Here is a 17,692-nt window from a genome sequence, read left to right on the forward strand (position 1 = left end):
TATATGAGTTATCGTCGTGGGATGAGTGATGACTACCTGCAGCGCATCGGTGCCCTGATCCGTGACGCACGGGTTCGCCAGGGCATGTCCCAGTGCGAGCTGGCCGAGGTGCTCGAGACCAGCCAAGGGGCGGTGACCCGAGTCGAGTCGGGCAAGCAGAACCTCACCCTGGACTCCCTCGCGAAGATCAGCGAGGCACTGGACACTGAGTTCCTCTCCATCGGCCACTCCGGGGTCGACGGCGCGGTCCACCTGCGCATCGACGGCGGCCGCCAGCTCTCCGGGGCGATCGACGTCAAGACGAGCAAGAACGCCGCGGTCGCCCTCCTGTGCGCCGCGCTGCTCAACAAGGGCACGACGACCCTGCGCAGCCTGGCCCGGATCGAGGAGGTCAACCGGATCCTCGAGGTGCTCAACTCCATCGGCGTGCAGACCGAGTGGCTGCCCGACAGCAGCGACCTCAAGATCACCCCGCCCGAGCGCCTGGACCTCGAGGGGATGGACCAGGCGGCCGCGCGCCGCACCCGGACCGTCATCATGTTCCTCGGCCCGCTGCTCCACGACGAGAAGGAGTTCCGCCTCCCCTACGCCGGCGGGTGCAACCTCGGCACCCGCACCGTCGAGCCGCACTTGAACTCGCTGAAGCACTTCGGCCTCGATGTCGAGGCCACGCACGGCTTCTACGAGGCCAGCGTGGTCGACGCCCTGGGCACCGACAAGACGATCGTGCTCACCGAGCGCGGCGACACCGTGACCGAGAACGCGCTCATGGCCGCGGCCCGCGACACTGGCACGACGACGATCCGCAACGCGAGCTCGAACTACATGGTCCAGGACCTGTGCTTCTTCCTCGAGGAGCTCGGGGTCCGCGTCGAGGGCATCGGCACGACGACGCTGAAGATCACCGGTGTCGCCGAGATCGACGTCGATGTCGAGTACAGCCCGAGCGAGGACCCGATCGAGGCGATGAGCCTCATCGCGGCCGCCGTGGTCACCGGCAGCGAGATCACGGTCCGGCGCTCCCCCATCGAGTTCCTCGAGATCGAGCTGGCGACCCTGGACCAGATGGGCATGCGGTACACCCTCTCCGAGGAGTACACCGCCGCCAATGGCCGCACCCGCCTGGTCGACATCACCACCCACCCCGGGCCGCTCAAGGCGCCGATCGACAAGATCCACCCGATGCCCTTCCCGGGGCTGAACATCGACAACCTGCCGTTCTTCGCGCTCATCGGGGCCTGCGCCGAGGGCACGACGACGATCCACGACTGGGTCTACGAGAACCGCGCGATCTACCTCACCGAGCTCTCCAAGGTCGGCGCGACGGTCAACCTGCTCGATCCTCACCGGGTGCAGATCACCGGCCCCACCGGGTGGCGGGCCAACGAGGTCACCTGCCCGCCGGCGCTGCGGCCCGGCGTGGTGATCCTGCTCGCGATGCTCGCCGCGCCGGGCGTGAGCTTCCTACGCAACGTCTACGTCATCAACCGCGGTTACGAGGACCTCGCCGAGCGGCTCAACGCCCTCGGCGCCGACGTCCGTCCCTTCCGGGACATCTGAGCCGCCACCCGACCGGAGACGAGAGCGAAGGGGGGCCACCCGGCCCCCCTTCGCTCTGCTCAGTTATCCGGGTTGAGGGGGTTGTTGCACCTTCACCCGACTACCGACCTCGGGTGAAGGTGCAACTAGTCCCTCGACCCGATAATTGCCCCGGTGACTCGCTCGACGACGCCGTCCGGGGTGAGCCCGGCGGCGTCGAGCACCTGCCCGCGCGAGGCGTGGGCGATGAACTCCTTGGGCAGGCCCATCCGCAGGCAGCGGGCGCCCTGCCCCTGCTCGGCCATGGCCCGGGAGACCTCGGCGCCGATGCCGCCGGCGACGTTGTTGTCCTCGAGCACGGCCACCACGCCCGCCCGCGCGGTGAGCGCGAGCAGGTCCTGCGGGACCGGCAGCACCCAGCGCGGGTCGACGACGAGCACCCGGTGGCCCTCGGCGCTGAGCTTCTCGGCCGCGGCGATCGCGGTGGGGGCCATCGCGCCGACCGAGACGAGCAGCACGTCGGGGTCGCTCTCGGCGTCACCGGCGAGCACGTCGAGCGACCCGATCTGGCCCGTCGCGGTGAGCGGCTCGGCGACACTGCCCTTGGGGAAGCGCACGATCGTCGGCCCGTCACTGACCTGCGCGGCCTCACGCAGGCAGGCTCGGATCTGGGCACCATCGCGCGGCGCTGCCACCCGGACGCCAGGCACGATCGCGGCCAGCGACATGTCCCACATGCCGTGGTGGCTCGCGCCGTCAGGCCCGGTCACCCCGGATCGGTCCAGGACGAAGGTGACCCCCGCCCGGTGCATCGCACAGTCCATGAGGAGCTGGTCGAAGGCCCGGTTGAGGAAGGTCGCATAGATCGCCACGACCGGGTGCATCCCGGCGAAGGCGAGCCCCGCAGCCATCGTCGTCGCGTGCTGCTCGGCGATGCCGACGTCGAAGATCCGCTCGGGGTAGGCGTCGGCGAACGGCTGCAGCCCGACCGGCATCATCATCGCCGCGGTGATCGCGACGATGTCGTCGCGCTCCGCGCCGAGCGCGAGCATCTCGTCGCTGAACTCGTCAGTCCAGCTGCGACCGGCGATCTCCAACGGAAGACCGGTCTCGGGGTTGATCTTGCCGATGCCGTGGAACTGGTCAGCGACATCGTTGACCGCGTGGTCGTAGCCGCGGCCCTTCTGGGTGATGCAGTGCACCAGCACCGGACCCCCGAAGTCCCGGGCCCGGCGGAAGGCCTGCTCCAGCGCGCCGAGGTCGTGCCCGTCAACCGGCCCGAGGTACTTGATACCGAGGTCCTCGAACATGCCCTGCGGCGCCCAGAAGTCCTTCGCCCCCTTCTTCAGCGAGTGGAAGGCCTGGTAGGCGGTCCGGCCCACGAGCGGGGTGCGATGGAGGGTCTCCTTGCCCCAGTCGAGCACCTGCTCGTACTGACGGTTGGTCCGCAGCGTCGCGAGGTGGTCGGCGAGGCCACCGATCGTCGGGGCGTAGCTGCGCTCGTTGTCGTTGACCACGATGACGAGCGGGAGGTCCTTGTCCGCGGCGATGTTGTTCAGCGCCTCCCACGCCATCCCCCCGGTCAGCGCCCCGTCGCCGATCACCGAGACGACGTGCCGGTCCTCGCCGCGCAGCCGGTACCCCTTCGCGATCCCCTCGCCCCAGGACAGCGACGTCGAGGCATGGCTGTTCTCCACGACGTCGTGCGCGGACTCAGCCCGGCTGGGGTAGCCGGAGAGCCCGCCGCGGATGCGCAGGGCAGAGAAGTCGCTGCGCCCGGTGAGGATCTTGTGCACGTAGGACTGGTGGCCGGTGTCGAAGACGATCGTGTCGCGCGGGCTGTCGAAGACCCGGTGCAGGGCCATCGTCAGCTCGACGACGCCGAGGTTGGGCCCGAGGTGGCCCCCGGTGCGGGAGACCTCCGCGACGAGGAAGGCGCGGATTCTCTCCGCGAGATCGCTCAGCTCCTCCTCGGTCATCTCGTCGAGGTCGCGGGGACCGCTGATGCGCTCCAGGTCCGTCACCGGGTGTCCTTCCAGGGGTGGGTACAGCCAGCGGTCCAGTCTAGGTGCTCGCCCCTGCGCGACCGCTGAGGATGGCCTGCCGAGGAGCGGCGGAGCTCAGACCGGACGGACCGTCAGCTCCTCGATCATCGCCTCCGGCGACGCGTCGACCGCGAGGCGCACCGTGGCGGCGACGGACTCGGGCCGCAGGTGCTCGCCGGCGTCGTAGTCGCGGCCCTGGGCGCGCTGCAGCTCGACCTGCATGTCGGTGTCGACCCGGCCGGGGTGGATCGAGACGACCCGCACCCGGCCCCGCTCCTCCTCACGCAGAGCGTCGGTGAGGGCGCGAAGGGCGAACTTCGACGCCGAGTACGAGCCGTTGCCCGGGTGCGAGCTGTGGCCGGATCCGGAGTTCAGCGCGACCACGGTTCCACCGGCGCTCCGAAGGGCGGGCAGCAGCCGGCGGGTGAGGTCGGCGACCGCCACGACGTTGACCTCGAGCTGGGCCATCCAGTCCTCACGGGTCAGCTGCTCGACGCGGCCTCGTCGCGCGATCCCGGCGCTGTGGACGAGCACGTCGAGCCGGTCGATGTCTGCGCAGGCTCGCTGGACCGCGTCCTCGTCGAGGACATCGGCGACGAAGGGGGACGCGCTGGCCAGCTCCTCGACGGCGGCTCGGACGTCGGCCTCGTCGCGGCCGCCGACGAGGACGTGGTGGGTTCGCGCGAGCTCGGCGCAGATGGCCCGCCCGATGCCGCGGGTCCCCCCGGTGACGAGCGCGACGGGACGGTCTGCCGGTGAGGTCGTCATGGTGGAACAGCCTAGGAGCCGAGCCGGTCCCCGGCACGGCGGAGGTGGTCGCGGTACGTGCCGAGCTCGGCGAGCAGCTCCGCGACCGAGCGCTCCTGCTCGAGGAGACCAGCGGCCTGCCCGGCGTACACCGGCGCCTCGGACGGGTCGTTGCGCTGGCGCGCCGCCGTCACCCGCTCGGTCACCCCGCTGGGGTCGCCGGCCTCGATGCTCGCGACGAGCTCGTCGATACGCCCGCCCCATTCCTCAGTGACCTCGTTGCGCAGCGCCCGGCCCCCGTGGTCGCTGGGCCACCCGAGGCGCAGCGCCCGGTCGAAGACGCTGGAGTAGATCGTCTCGTCGGCCCCGGCGGCGAGCACGGCCCTCTTCAGCTCGCCGGCGAAGGGGCTCTCGGTGCACACCGTGAAGGCCGTCCCGACCCAGGCACCGAGCGCCCCCGCCGCGATGACGGCGGCCAGACCCCGACCGGTGGCGATACCGCCCGCAGCGAGCACCGGGGTCTCGCCGGCGACCTCGAGCACCTGCTGCAGCAGGGGCAAGGTGGCCACGACCCCCCGCCCGTGCCCACCCCCTTCGCTCCCCCGTGCGACGACCAGGTCGACCCCGCAGTCCAGCGCCCGCCGCGCCTCCTCGACGCTGCCGACCTGGACCGCGAGCGGCACGCTCGGGTCCGCCGCGCGCGCCCGGCGCACCGGCTCCTCGGGGTCGCCGAAGCTCAACGAGACCAGTTCCGGCCGCTGCGCCACGACAGCCTCGAGCACACCGGGCAGCTCGGGCTGCTGCCAGTTCATCAGCCCGACGCCGAACGGCCGCTCCCCCAGCTCCTCGCAGCTGCCTCGCACCGACTCCTCGGTTGCGCCGTACGCGACGCTGATCATGCCCAGCCCCCCGGCGTCGCTCACCGCTGCGGCGAGCCGGACGTCGCTTGCCCCGGCCATCGGCGCCTGGACCACGGGCAGCGTGCGGCGCGCACGCAGGTCATCGAGCCAGCTCATGGCCGCGACGCTACCGCGAGGACCGACAGCGAAGGGGGGCCGGTCGCCTCGGCGACCGGCCCCCCTTCGAGGTGCTGCGTGATCAGCTCGCGAGCGAGCGGAGCACGTACTGCAGGATGCCGTCGTTGCGGAAGTAGTCCGCCTCGCCGGGCGTGTCGATGCGCATCACCGCGTCGAACTCGGTGGTCTCGCCGTCCTCGCTCGTCGCGGTCACCTTGACCGTCTTCGGCGCGGGGCCGTCGTTGAGCGCGGCGAGTCCCTCGATCGAGTAGGTCTCGGTGCCGTTCAGGCCGAGGGAGGCCGCGTTCTCCCCCTTCGGGAACTGCAGCGGCACCACGCCCATGCCGATGAGGTTGGAGCGGTGGATCCGCTCGAAGCTCTCGGCGATGACCGCCTTGACGCCGAGCAGCCGGGTGCCCTTGGCCGCCCAGTCGCGCGAGGATCCCGAGCCGTACTCCTTGCCGCCGAGGACGACCAGCGGGGTGCCCTCCTTGGCGTAGGACTCGGAGGCCTCGTAGATGCTCGTCTGCTCGCCACCGTTGGTGAAGTCGCGGGTGTAGCCGCCCTCGACGTCGTCGAGGAGGAGGTTCTTCAGCCGGATGTTGGCGAAGGTGCCGCGCACCATGACCTCGTGGTTGCCGCGGCGCGAGCCGTAGGAGTTGAAGTCCTTCTTCTCCACGCCGTTGTCCGCCAGGTACTGACCCGCCGGGCTGTCGGCCTTGATCGCACCAGCGGGGCTGATGTGGTCGGTGGTGACCGAGTCGCCGAGCAGGGCGAGCACCCGGGCGCCGGTGATGTCCTCGACCGGCTCCGGCTCCTTGCCCATGCCGTCGAAGAAGGGCGCCTTGCGCACGTAGGTCGAGTCGTCGTCCCAGGCGAAGGTCGCACCCTCGGGGGTGTCGAGGTTCTTCCACCGCTCGTCGCCGGCGAAGACGTCGGAGTACTTGCTGGTGAACATCTCCTTGCTGATCGTCTCGTCGATGACCCGCTGGACGTCGGCGGGGTCCGGCCAGATGTCCCCCAGGAAGACGTCGTTGCCGCTCTCGTCCTGACCGAGGGGGTCGGTGTCGAAGTCGAAGTCCATCGTGCCCGCGAGGGCGTAGGCGATGACCAGGGGCGGGGACGCGAGGTAGTTCATCTTCACGTCCGGGTTGATCCGGCCCTCGAAGTTGCGGTTGCCGGAGAGCACCGAGACCACGGTGAGGTCGTTCTCCTGGACGGTCTGAGAGATCTCCTCGGGCAGCGGCCCGGAGTTGCCGATGCAGGTGGTGCAGCCGTAGCCGACGAGGTGGTATTTGAGCTTCTCGAGGTAGGGCCACATGCCGGCCTTCTCGTAGTACTCGGTGACCACCTTCGAGCCGGGGGCCATGGAGGTCTTGACCCACGGCTTGACCGAGAGCCCCTTCTCCACCGCGTTCTTGGCGAGCATGGCCGCGGCCATCATCACCGACGGGTTCGAGGTGTTGGTGCACGAGGTGATCGAGGCGATGACCACGGCGCCGTCCTTGAGCCCGAAGCTCTCACCGTCGTAGCTCGTCTCGACCTCACGCAGGTCACCCTCGACGCCGTAGTTCTTCACGTCGAGCGCGAACTGCTGCTTGGCCTCGGTGACCACGATGCGGTCCTGCGGGCGCTTCGGGCCGGCGATCGAGGGCACGACCGCGGAGAGGTCGAGCTCGAGGTACTCCGAGTAGCGGGCCTCGGTGCTCGCGTCGTGCCACATGCCCTGCTCCTTGGCGTACGCCTCGACGAGGGCGACCTGCTCGTCGCTGCGACCGGTGAGGCGCAGGTAGTCCAGGGTCACCTCGTCGATCGGGAAGATCGCGCAGGTCGAGCCGAACTCGGGGCTCATGTTGCCGATCGTGGCGCGGTTGGCCAGCGGCACCGCTGCGACGCCCTCGCCGTAGAACTCGACGAACTTGCCGACGACGCCGTGGTCGCGCAGCATCTCGGTGATCGTCAGGACGACGTCGGTCGCGGTCGCGCCCTGCGGGATCTGGCCGGTGAGCTTGAATCCGACGACGCGCGGGATGAGCATCGAGATCGGCTGGCCGAGCATGGCCGCCTCGGCCTCGATGCCGCCGACGCCCCAGCCGAGCACGCCCAGGCCGTTCTCCATCGTCGTGTGGCTGTCGGTGCCGACGCAGGTGTCGGGGTAGGCGCGGGTGACACCGTCGACCTCGCGGGTCATCGTCACCCGGGCCAGGTGCTCGATGTTGACCTGGTGGACGATACCGGTGCCCGGCGGGACCACCTTGAAGTCGTCGAAGGCGGTCTGGCCCCAGCGCAGGAACTGGTAGCGCTCCTCGTTGCGCTGGTACTCGAACTCGACGTTGCGCTCGAAGGCGTCGCGCTGCCCGAAGACGTCGATCTGCACCGAGTGGTCGATGACCATCTCGGCCGGGGCGAGCGGGTTGATCTTGTCGGGGTCGCCGCCGAGGTTCTCGACCGCCTCACGCATCGTGGCGAGGTCGACGATGCACGGCACGCCGGTGAAGTCCTGCATGATCACCCGCGCGGGAGTGAACTGGATCTCGGTGTCCGGCTCGGCGTTCTCGTCCCACTGCGCCAGCGCGGTGATGTGGTCCTGGGTGACGTTGGCCCCGTCCTCGGTCCGCAGGAGGTTCTCCAGCAGGACCTTGAGGCTGTAGGGCAGCGACTGCGAGCCCTCCACCTGGCCGATCCGGAAGATCTCGTAGCTCTTGTCCCCGACGTTCAGCTCGCCCTTCGCGCCGAAGGTGTCCGCACTCGCCACAGCGACTCCTCAGATGTCTCGTACTTATCTTGACGTCAAGATAATCATAGCGCTGGCTCCGCCAGAGACGAAGCAAGCTCGTCCGAACACTCTCGCACGACCACCCCTGCCCGCAGCCAAGGCAACCCTTGCTTCGTCCCCGGAGATCAGCCGCGCTGGAAGGTCGCGACGCACTCCACGTGGTGCGTCATCGGGAAGGCGTCGAACGCTCGCAGAGCGTCCAACCGGTAGCCGTGCTCGGCCAGGGGCGCGGTGTCGCGCGCCAGGGCCGCCGGGTCGCAGGCGACGTAGACGACCGTCCGCGGCCCCAGCTGCGCGATGGCCCTCACGACCGGGCCACCGGCTCCGGTCCGCGGCGGGTCGAGGACAACCACGTCGGCGCTGGGAGGGATCAGGGGTGAGCGGGCTGGAGCGGCACCCCTGCGACCGCGCTGACGCCGGCCGCTGCGAGCCACCCCCAGGACGTCGTCCACCCGCCCCCGCAGAGCCACCGCCTGGTCCAGCCCGGCGAGGTTGGCCTCGAGGTGGCGCGTCGCGAGCGGGTCGGACTCCACCGCGACGACCTGACCTCGGGCCCCGACCGCGGCGGCCAGCGGCACCGTGAAGAGCCCCACCCCGCTGTACAGGTCGAGCACCCGGTCACCCGCGCCCGCTCCGGCGGCGTCGAGGACGGCTTCGACGAAGGCTCGCGGCGCATCCCGATGGACCTGCCAGAAGCCGCGCGCGTCGACGCTCAGCTCGTGGCTCTCCCCCGCCGCCTCGACCCGCTCGCGCACCGACACCCTCTCGGCGTCACCCGAGTCGTCGACCTCGAGCAGGAGCACATCGCCCTCCCCGCTCGGGCCGACGACGTCGACGGCCACCGTGCCCGGGTCCAGCCCTCCGGCCCGGGCGTCCGCCGCCGCGGCGGCGATCCCCTCCCTCACCGGGGCGTCGGCGATGGGGCAGTCCGAGATCGGGACGACGGCGTGGCTGCGGTGCCGACGCAACCCGACGAAGGGGGGAGCGTCTCCCCCTTCGCCTGTGGTCACCGCCAGCTCGACCCGGGTCCGGTAGCCCAGCCCGCCGGCGTCGTCGAGCGGCTCGACGACCACGTCACGGTCCAGCCCCGCCAGCCGCCGCAGCTGCTCCGCGACGACCCGGGCCTTCAGCTCGCGCTGGTGACCGATCTGCACGTGCTGGAAGTCGCAGCCGCCGCACCCCCCGGGGCCAGCGACCGGGCAGCTCGGCTCGACCCGACGGGCATCGGGGTGGAGCACCCGCACCGCGTCGGCCCGGACGAAGCGGTCACCGGGTGCGCCTTCGGTCACCCGCGCGAGCACTCGCTCACCCGGGATCGCGTGACGCACGAAGATCACCCGCCCGTCATGGCGGGCGACGCAGTGGCCCCCGTGGGCGACCGGCCCGACGTCGACGGCCACCTCGACGCCGGGGACCAGCTGGTCAGCGCTCGTCATCCCTCACCGCGCCGCACGTCGCCGGCGACCGGGCCGTCGAGCCGGTCCTCCATACCCTCGGAGCTGACCAGCTGCCACGGCACGAGGCTGACCATGACACCCGGGGTGAAGAGCAGGCGGGTGCGCAGCCGCAGCGCGCTCTGGTTGTGCAAGATCTGCTCCCACCAGTGCCCCAGGACGTACTGCGGGATGTACACGACGACGAGGTCCCGCGGGTTGCCCGAGCGGATCGAGCGGACGTAGTCGACGACCGGCCTCGTCACCTCCCGGTACGGCGAGGCCAGGCTCTTGAGCTCGATCGGGATGCCCCGGCGTACCCACTCAGCCTGCAGCGCCGAGGTGTCGTCCTTCTCGACGTCGACGGTCACCGCCTCGAGCCGGGCCGGGCGGGTCGCCGCTGCATAGGCGAGGGCCCGCAGCGTCGGCTTGTGGATCTTGCTCACGAGCACGATCGCGTGCACGCGAGAGGGCCGCAGCCGCATCGAGGTGTCGTCCTCGGCGACCGCCAGCTCTTCGGAGACCCGGTCGTAGTGGCGGCGGATCGCGCGCATGAGGAGGAAGACGAGGACCATGGCGGCCAGGGCGAAGCCGGCGCCATGGGCGAACTTGGTGATCACGACGACGACGAGGACGGTGCCCGACATCAGCGCACCCAGGGCGTTGATCGCGCGGGAGCGGTACATGCGGCGCCGCACCTGGTTGTCCTTCGCGACGGCCAGGTGGCGGTTCCAGTGGCGCACCATGCCGGTCTGGCTCAGGGTGAAGGAGATGAACACCCCGACGATGTAGAGCTGGATGAGCTTGGTCACCTCGGCGTCGTAGATGACGATCAGCACCACGGCCGCCGCGCCGAGGATGAGGATCCCGTTGGAGAAGGCGAGGCGGTCGCCTCGGGTGTGCAGCTGGCGCGGAAGGTAGCCGTCCTTGGCCAGGATCGAGCCGAGGACCGGGAAGCCGTTAAACGCCGTGTTGGCGGCGAGCACGAGGATGAGCGCGGTGACGACGGAGATGAGGATGACACCGGGGGTGAAGCCGGAGAAGACCGCCTTGGCGACCTGGCCCATCACCGTGTCCTGGACGTAGCCCTCGCCGACCGGCACGCCGTCCTTGAGCAGCTGGTTCGCCGGGTCGTCGACGAAGTGGACGCCGGTCCAGTTCGCCAGGGTCACCATCGAGAGCAGCATCGTCACGGCGATGATCCCCATGAGGAGCAGCGTCGTCGCGGCATTGCGCGACTTCGGCTTCTGGAAGGCGGGAACGCCGTTGCTGATCGACTCGACCCCGGTCAGCGCGGCGGCGCCGGAGGAGAAGGCCCGCAGGAGGAGGAAGGCCATCGCGAAGGTGCCGAGCTGCTCGTACCCCTCCTGCGGCGCCAGGGACAGCTCGGCCGACTCGGCGGCGGGCAGGTCGCCCATCGAGCGCCGTATGCCCCCGACGATGGTCATACCCAGGACGGCCAGCATGAAGAGGTAGGTCGGGATCGCGAAGGAGCGTCCCGACTCACGCACCCCACGCAGGTTCATCGTCGTCAGGGCGAGGACGACCAGACCTGCGGCGAGGGCCTCGTGGCCGCGGAGGAACTCGAAGGCCGAGGCGGCGTTCTGCACCCCCGAGCTGACCGAGACCGCCACGGTGAGCACGTAGTCGACGACGAGAGCGCTCGCTACCGTCAGGCCGGCCCGCGGACCGAGGTTGACGCTGGCAACCTCGTAGTCACCACCGCCGGACGGGTAGGCGTGCACGTTCTGCCGGTAGCTGAGGACGACGACGATCATCACCGTCGCGACCGCGAGCGCGATCTCCCACGAGTGGGTCAGCGCGATCGCGCCGCCGGCCAGACCGAGGGTCAGGAGGATCTCGTCGGGGGCGTAGGCGACCGACGAGAGGGCGTCGCTGGCGAAGACCGGAAGAGCGATCTTCTTCGGCAGGAGGGTCTCGTCGAGCTTGTCGCTGCTGATCCGGCGACCGACGAGGACCCTCTTGAGGAGACGGCCGGATGACACGAGCAGTGAGTCTATGCCGGATCGGGGCGTGTACCGTCAGCGGAGTGCATTTCGTGATCATGGGGTGCGGGCGCGTGGGAGCCTCCCTGGCTCGTTCGCTCGAGCGGGGCGGGCACGACGTGGCCGTCGTGGATCAGAACCGCGACTCCTTCCGGCGCCTGGGGGCCGACTTCGCCGGGCGACGGGTGGCCGGCGTCGGCTTCGACCGGGACACCCTCATCGAGGCCGGCATCGAGGACGCCTACGCCTTCGCCGCGGTCTCCAGCGGGGACAACTCCAACATCCTCGCCGCGCGGGTCGCCCGCGAGACCTTCGGCGTCGAGCACGTCGTCGCCCGGATCTACGACCCGGACCGGGCCGAGATCTACCAGCGGCTCGGCATCCCCACCGTCGCGACGGTCCGGTGGACCGCCGACCAGGTAATCCGACGGCTGCTGCCGCAGGGGCACGCTCCCGAGCTGACCGACGCCTCCGGCGCGCTCGTCGTGGCTGAGGTCGCGGTCAACCGCGCGTGGGTCGGGCGGCGCCTCACTCACCTGGAGGCGCAGACGGGGACCCGAGTGGCCTACGTCACCCGGCTCGGCGAAGGGATCATCCCGAGCCCGGACACCGTGTACCAGGACGGCGACCTGCTGCACCTGGTCATCCCTCGCCCGCGGGTCGGGGAGGTCGAGCGGCTGCTCGACCGCGAGCCCAGCGAGGAGAGCTGAGATGCGCGTCGTCATCGCCGGAGCCGGCTCGGTCGGTCGCTCCATCGGTCGTGAGCTCATCGGCAACGGACACCAGGTGCTCCTCGTCGACAAGGACGCGGACGAGGCGCGGATCGCCCGGCTGCCGGCAGCGAGCTGGTTGGCGGTCGACGCCTGCGAGATCTCCTCGCTGCAGGAGGCGGGGCTGGCCGACTGCGACGTCGTCGTGGCCGCCACCGGGGACGACAAGGTCAACCTCGTGGTCTCGCTGCTGGCCAAGACCGAGTTCGGGGTCCCGCGCACCGTGGCTCGGGTCAACAACCCGAAGAACGAGTGGATGTTCGACGAGTCCTGGGGCGTGGACGTCGCGGTCTCGACACCGCGCCTGATGACGGCGTTGGTCGAGGAGGCCGTGAGCGTCGGCGACCTCGTGCGGATCTTCGAGTTCCAGCAGGGCAGCGCGACGATGGTCGAGCTCACCCTGCCGGCGGACAATCCGTACGTAGGGCGCCGCCTGGGCGACATCACTTTCCCTCCCGACACGGTGCTCACCGGCATCATCCGGGACGCGCGCCCGCTCACCCCCAGCGAGGACGACGCCCTTGAGGCGCTGGACGAGCTGCTCTTCCTCACCACCGAGGAGATGGAAGAAGCCCTGGCCCAGATGATGGGCGCCCGCCGGAGCGCGATCGACCAGGCCTGAGCCCGGTCAGGCCGTCGCCGCCCAGCCGGTCAGGAGGCTGCCGGCTCGCGCAGCAGCTCGTCGTCGGGGTCGATCGGTGTCCGCCCGCGCAGGAGCATGGCGCCCATCACGGCTACCGCCCCGGCCCACAGCGGCCAGCCGAGCAGCACCTTGCTGATCGTCAGCCCGGCGACGTTGTCGGCGAGGTAGAGCGGTCCCATCACCCCCACCCGGATGGCGTAGATCGCGACGAGCACGAGGGTGAGCCGGCTGCACACGCTGACGGCGGCGGGGTTGCGCCGCCACCGTAGGAAGTCGCCCTCACGCGCGGCCGGGTCCGCGGCGCCCACCATGAATCCCACGAGCGGGTACCGCGCCACGATCGAGATCACCGAGGCCACGCCGTAGGCGAGGCTGGTGAGGATCCCGGGCAGGAACGCGTCCTCGGCCCGCCCGGTGCGCAGGGCGAAGAAGGCCGCGATCGCGGTCGCAACGACCCCCGAGAGGACGAACTGAACGGTCTGCCGCGCCGCGAGCCGGGCGAGGAGCAGCACGGCGAAGAGAGCCCCGGCCGCCCCGAGCGAGAGCACCCGATCGGCCGTCACCGCCCAGACGACGACGAAGGCGAGCATCGGCCCGGTCGTCTCCAGCGAGCCGCGCAGCCCGCCGAGAGCGTCCGAGAGGCGGCGCAGGATGAGCTCCTCGACGGTGGCCGGCGCCGGGGGCAGGCCCTCCTGCGGCTCGGGTGCCTCGCTCACGACGTCGGCAGGATCTCGTAGGCCGGGTTGTAGATCGTCGCGCCGCCTCGCCGGCGGCACAGGCGCCCCGTGGCGCGTAGGTGCCGGCCCGGCTCGACACCGGTGATCTCGCGGCGACCCAGCCACACCAGGTCGACCGCCTCGGTGCCGTCGTAGAGCTCGGCGACGAGCGCGGGCACCTTCGTGCTCGGACGGTGGGTGACGCTGCGGACCGTGCCCCGCACCGTGATCACCTCGCGGTCGGCCCCCTCGGCGACCGGCTCGCACCCCGACCGGCTGGCCTCGCTCCGCAGCTCGTCGGCGACGAGGTCGTCCTCGGACCGGGTGAGGTCGCGCAGGCGTTGCAGCAGGGTCATACCGCGTCCTGGCGGGGCATCCGCAGGGGAAGCAGCTCGCGCGGAGCCATCGGCTCGGAGCCGCGGACCACGACGACCTGGGCGAGCACCTCGTCGAGGACGGCGCGAGCCGCGGGATCGACCGCCGCCTGGCCGGAGTAGACCGCGCGGAGCATCCACCGCGGTCCGTCCACGCCGACGAAGACGGCCGGCGCGAAGACGGTGCGGCCCTCGGGACCGGCCTGCGGGAGCCGGGCGTGCAGCTCGGTGCCGAACGGCCCGAGCTCCTCCTCCGCCGTCCCCTTGCCCGCCTCGATGGCGGCCGCCAGCTCCGAGCGGATCTCGTCCCAGATACCGCTTGAGCGGGGAGCAGCGAAAGCCTGCAGCTGCACGGTGGCCTGGTCCCGGGTGACCTGGACGGCGTTGACCGCGTCCTTGCTCTGGTCGACCTCGAGGCGCAGCTCCATCCCGGCGACCACCTGCAGCCGGAGGCCTCCGAGGTCGACCCGACCGTCGTCGGCCTCGACATCAGCAGCATCGAAGGGGCCGGTGGTCGGGCCTGAGCTGGGCTGCGGCTCGACGGCGCCGGACGACTCCTGCGTCTCAGGGGCGTCGGAGGCCTCAAGGGCCTCGGGAGCGGCCGTGCGTCCCTTGCTCTTACGTCCGAACATCGGTCTCGTCCACCTCCTGCGTCATGAACCCACCGCTGGACCCGTGCCCAGTGTCACCCCGCTGCGACGCGGGAAGCGAATCGACCTCGACGAGCTCGGCGTGGGCGACCTGCTGGATGACGAGCTGCGCGACCCGATCGCCGCGCCGGATGACGACCTCGTCCGTCAGGTCCAGGTTGATGAGGTTGACGAGCACCTCTCCCCGGTAGCCGGAGTCGACCGTGCCGGGAGCATTGACCACCGACACACCGTGCCGAGCGGCCAGCCCGGACCGGGGGTGCACCAGTCCCACCCAGCCCTCCGGCAGGGCGATCGCGATGCCGGTCGGGACGAGGGCACGCTGCCCCGGCCTCAGGGTGACCGAGGCGACCGCGGTGAGGTCCGCGCCCGCGTCCCCGTCCTTGGCGTAGGCGGGAAGCACGGCGTCAGGGTGCAGCCGTCGGACCTGGACCTCGGGTCGGGTGGTCATGCTCAGGCGGCGCACTCCCGGCACACCGGCCCAGAGGAGCCCTCGCCGGCCAGCTGGCTGCGGTGGTGGACGAGGAAGCACTGCGTGCAGGTGAACTCGTCGGCCTGCCGGGGCAGCACCCGCACCGACATCTCCTCGCCGGAGAGGTCCGCACCGGGCAGCTCGAAGCCCTCGGCGGCCTCGGTCTCGTCGACGTCGACGTTGCTTGACTGCTTGTCGGCCCGACGGGACTTCAGCTCCTCGATGGAGTCCTCGTTGATGTCGTCGTCGTTCTTGCGTGGGGCGTCGTAGTCAGTCGCCATGAGTCCTTCGTCTTTCCCCTTCTCGAAGCGTCGTGCCCTGGTCTGCTCGTCAACGCTCCGCAGCCCTGATTTGTGCCCGCGTAGATCACCCGGCGCGCGGATTCTGCCCCACATCGCCTCCCTGGCGCCACCCGGGTCCAGGCTCGGTCGGTGAGCGACCGGTCAGGAGGGCTGCTCGACCCCGACCTGGGCGATGGCGCGCTGCAGCGCGGCCCGCAGCTCGCCCTGCACCGCCGGAGCTCCCGCGACGGTCATCTCGTCGCTCGGCGGGCCTCCGTCGAGGTCGCTCACCAGTGCTCCTGCCTCGGTCGCGACGAGCCACCCGGCGGCCTTGTCCCACGGGTTTAGTCCCCGCTCGAAGTAGACGTCGACCGTCCCGTCGGCGACCCGGCACAGGTCCAGCGCGGCGCTGCCGAGACGCCTGATGTCGCGCACCTGAGGCAGCAGCTCGGCGATCACCCGCCCCTGCCAGCGCCTGCGCTGTGCCGCGTACCCGAAGCCGGTGGCGCAGAGCGCCATCGCCAACGACTCCGGCTCGGCGACCCGCAGCGGCCGCGGGGCACTCCCCCCTTCGCCTCCGCGGGTATGCCCCCACGCGCCCCGTCCCAGCGCGGCGCCGAACTCCTCACCCGACACCGGGTTGACCACCGCGGCGGCGACCGGCCGCCACCCGCCCGGCGCGTCGACGTCACCGACGACCGCCGCGACCGACACTGCGTACGCGGCCAGTCCATAGAGGTAGTTGACCGTCCCGTCGATCGGGTCGACCACCCAGGTGATCCCGGTGGTCCCCTCCGCTCCCCCGCGCTCCTCACCGGCGAAACCGTCGCCTGGACGCCGCCGCAGCAGCTCCGAGCGCAGCAGGTCCTGGCTCGCCTGATCCATCGCGGTCACGACATCGGTGCGGGAGGACTTCGTCTCGGTGACGACGATCTCCTCCGGGCGCTCACGGATGATCAGCTCTCCGGCGGCGACGGCGACCTCGCGGGCCGTCCGGGCGAGGTCGAGGACGTCGACGTCCTCGGGGATGGCGAAGGCGGTGAGCTCGGCGCTCACCTGAGGTCACCGAGCGCCGGGCGGGCCTCACGCAGGTTGGGGCAGCACCCGGGTGCGCAGGGCGTGGGCGGGACCGTGAGGCCGGCCCACGATCGCGGGGGCGGGGACTCCCCGCGGGCCATCGCCGCCCGGTCCATGAGCAGGTCGGCGAGCCCGGAGACGAAGCGCGGGTCGGTCCCGACTGTCGGCACCCGCACGAGGCGGACACCGACGCGCTCAGCGGTGGCGGCCGCCTCGGTGTCGAGGTCGTAGATGACCTCCATGTGGTCCGAGACGAAGCCGATGGGTGCGACGACGACGCTCGTCGCGCCCTCCGCCGCGAGCTCCTCGATCCGGTCGCCCACGTCCGGCTCCAGCCAGGCCATGGTCGGCGGCCCCGAGCGGGAGCAGAAGGTCAGCTCGCCGGTGATCTCGCGCCCGAGACGGCGACTCGCCTCATCGCAGATCGCGGCGCCCAGCGCCGCGTGCGCCCGGGAGTAGTCCCGCTCCTCGTCCTCCCCGGGGCCGGAGGTGAGGTCCATCGCGTCCGGGATGGAGTGGGTGACGAAGAGCAGCCGCGCGTCAGGGTCTCGCTCGAGCGCCTCGGCCAGGGCGTCGATGACCAGCTCGGCGTTGGTCGCGGCGAAGCCCGGGCTCGCGTAGTAGGGGCTGACCTGATCGACCGCGAGACCGTCGAGGCGGGGGTCCTCGAGGGCGTCGGCGAGGTTCTCCCGGTAGGAGCGGCAGCCGGAGTACGAGCGCCAGGCGCTGGTCCGGAGCGCGACGACGTGGTCGGCTCCGCCCGCGACGAGCTCGGCCAGGGCGTCGGTGGTGAACGGCGGCGAGTGACGGTTGCCCAGCGTCACGGGCACCTCGGCACCCCGGTCGGCGAGCTCGGCTCGCAGGTGGCGGGCGAGCTCTCGGCCGAGCTCGTTGATCGGCGAGCGACCACCGAAGAGGTCGTAGTGCTGCCCGACCTCTCGCAGCCTCTCGTCGGGGATGCCCTTGCCGCCGGTCACGCGGCGGAGGAAGGGCAGCACCTCCTCCGGCCCCTCGGGCCCGCCGAAGGAGTGGAGGAGCACGGCGTCGAAGGGAGCGAGCGGGTGGTCGGCCATGGTCGCCACGCTACGCGCGGCGTGGTGACCGCACCACGCAGCCTGCTGGTGGCAGGGTTGGTCATCGAGCTACT

At 71.1% G+C, this 17,692-nt stretch carries 16 protein-coding genes; 3 read left to right on the forward strand and 13 right to left on the reverse strand.

What is annotated here, in order from left to right; all coding sequences use genetic code 11:
- Positions 1-21 precede the first annotated feature (21 nt).
- The gene (locus tag FB557_RS13540) at positions 22-1,560 is read left to right on the forward strand and encodes a helix-turn-helix domain-containing protein (protein WP_144858144.1); all 1,539 of its coding nucleotides are present in this window, start codon (positions 22-24) and stop codon (positions 1,558-1,560) included.
- A gap of 125 nt (positions 1,561-1,685) precedes the next feature.
- On the opposite strand, the gene dxs is transcribed toward FB557_RS13540, so the two are convergent.
- The 6 genes from dxs to FB557_RS13570 form a co-directional block, all read right to left on the reverse strand.
- Complete coding sequence (gene dxs / locus FB557_RS13545) at positions 1,686-3,563, reverse strand: 1-deoxy-D-xylulose-5-phosphate synthase (protein WP_144858145.1); 1,878 nt, start codon at positions 3,561-3,563, stop codon at positions 1,686-1,688.
- A 96-nt stretch (positions 3,564-3,659) separates the two neighbouring features.
- Positions 3,660-4,352, reverse strand: coding sequence for an SDR family oxidoreductase (locus FB557_RS13550; protein WP_144858146.1), 693 nt, complete (start codon positions 4,350-4,352; stop codon positions 3,660-3,662).
- Positions 4,353-4,363: 11 nt separating this feature from the next.
- Positions 4,364-5,347: an NAD(P)H-dependent flavin oxidoreductase gene (locus FB557_RS13555; RefSeq protein ID WP_144858147.1), complete on the reverse strand. Its 984-nt coding sequence runs from the start codon at positions 5,345-5,347 to the stop codon at positions 4,364-4,366.
- Positions 5,348-5,429: 82 nt separating this feature from the next.
- Entirely contained in the window at positions 5,430-8,102 is a 2,673-nt protein-coding gene (gene acnA / locus FB557_RS13560) for an aconitate hydratase AcnA (protein ID WP_144858148.1), read from the reverse strand.
- A gap of 146 nt (positions 8,103-8,248) precedes the next feature.
- Positions 8,249-9,559: a class I SAM-dependent RNA methyltransferase gene (locus FB557_RS13565; protein ID WP_144858149.1), complete on the reverse strand. Its 1,311-nt coding sequence runs from the start codon at positions 9,557-9,559 to the stop codon at positions 8,249-8,251.
- The gene (locus FB557_RS13570; protein WP_246074839.1) at positions 9,556-11,562 is read right to left on the reverse strand and encodes an APC family permease; all 2,007 of its coding nucleotides are present in this window, start codon (positions 11,560-11,562) and stop codon (positions 9,556-9,558) included. The genes FB557_RS13565 and FB557_RS13570 overlap by 4 nt, the downstream gene beginning before the upstream one ends.
- A gap of 44 nt (positions 11,563-11,606) precedes the next feature.
- Between FB557_RS13570 and FB557_RS13575 the strand changes: the two genes are divergently transcribed.
- Together FB557_RS13575 and FB557_RS13580 are read left to right on the forward strand one after the other, a co-directional pair.
- Complete coding sequence (locus FB557_RS13575) at positions 11,607-12,272, forward strand: potassium channel family protein (RefSeq protein WP_144858151.1); 666 nt, start codon at positions 11,607-11,609, stop codon at positions 12,270-12,272.
- A 1-nt stretch (position 12,273) separates the two neighbouring features.
- A complete protein-coding gene (locus tag FB557_RS13580) occupies positions 12,274-12,954 on the forward strand; it encodes a potassium channel family protein (RefSeq protein WP_144858152.1) in 681 nt (226 codons plus the stop codon).
- Between the two features lie 29 nt (positions 12,955-12,983).
- Here the strand turns inward: FB557_RS13580 and FB557_RS13585 are convergent, their stop codons facing one another.
- The 7 genes from FB557_RS13585 to hemH all read right to left on the reverse strand — a co-directional run bounded on the left by FB557_RS13585 (position 12,984) and on the right by hemH (position 17,618).
- Positions 12,984-13,691 carry a DUF3159 domain-containing protein gene (locus tag FB557_RS13585; RefSeq protein ID WP_246074841.1) on the reverse strand — a complete coding sequence of 236 codons (708 nt, stop codon included), beginning with the start codon at positions 13,689-13,691 and terminating at the stop codon, positions 12,984-12,986.
- Complete coding sequence (locus FB557_RS13590; protein ID WP_211356587.1) at positions 13,688-14,047, reverse strand: OB-fold nucleic acid binding domain-containing protein; 360 nt, start codon at positions 14,045-14,047, stop codon at positions 13,688-13,690. Before FB557_RS13590 ends, FB557_RS13585 begins: the two co-directional genes overlap by 4 nt.
- The gene (locus FB557_RS13595) at positions 14,044-14,697 is read right to left on the reverse strand and encodes a DUF3710 domain-containing protein (RefSeq protein ID WP_144858153.1); all 654 of its coding nucleotides are present in this window, start codon (positions 14,695-14,697) and stop codon (positions 14,044-14,046) included. Before FB557_RS13595 ends, FB557_RS13590 begins: the two co-directional genes overlap by 4 nt.
- Positions 14,684-15,166: a dUTP diphosphatase gene (dut, locus tag FB557_RS13600; protein ID WP_144858154.1), complete on the reverse strand. Its 483-nt coding sequence runs from the start codon at positions 15,164-15,166 to the stop codon at positions 14,684-14,686. Before dut ends, FB557_RS13595 begins: the two co-directional genes overlap by 14 nt.
- Before the next feature lie 2 nt (positions 15,167-15,168).
- A complete protein-coding gene (locus tag FB557_RS13605; RefSeq protein WP_144858155.1) occupies positions 15,169-15,468 on the reverse strand; it encodes a DUF4193 domain-containing protein in 300 nt (99 codons plus the stop codon).
- Between the two features lie 162 nt (positions 15,469-15,630).
- Entirely contained in the window at positions 15,631-16,524 is an 894-nt protein-coding gene (locus tag FB557_RS13610; protein ID WP_246074843.1) for an inositol monophosphatase family protein, read from the reverse strand.
- Positions 16,521-17,618 (reverse strand): ferrochelatase, encoded by a 1,098-nt coding sequence (gene hemH, locus FB557_RS13615; protein WP_144858156.1) that lies wholly within the window; start codon positions 17,616-17,618, stop codon positions 16,521-16,523. The genes FB557_RS13610 and hemH overlap by 4 nt, the downstream gene beginning before the upstream one ends.
- Between the last annotated feature and the right edge of the window lie 74 nt (positions 17,619-17,692).

It is taken from the genome of Marihabitans asiaticum (assembly GCF_007828725.1).
Taxonomy (GTDB): Bacteria; Actinomycetota; Actinomycetes; order Actinomycetales; family Dermatophilaceae; genus Marihabitans; species Marihabitans asiaticum.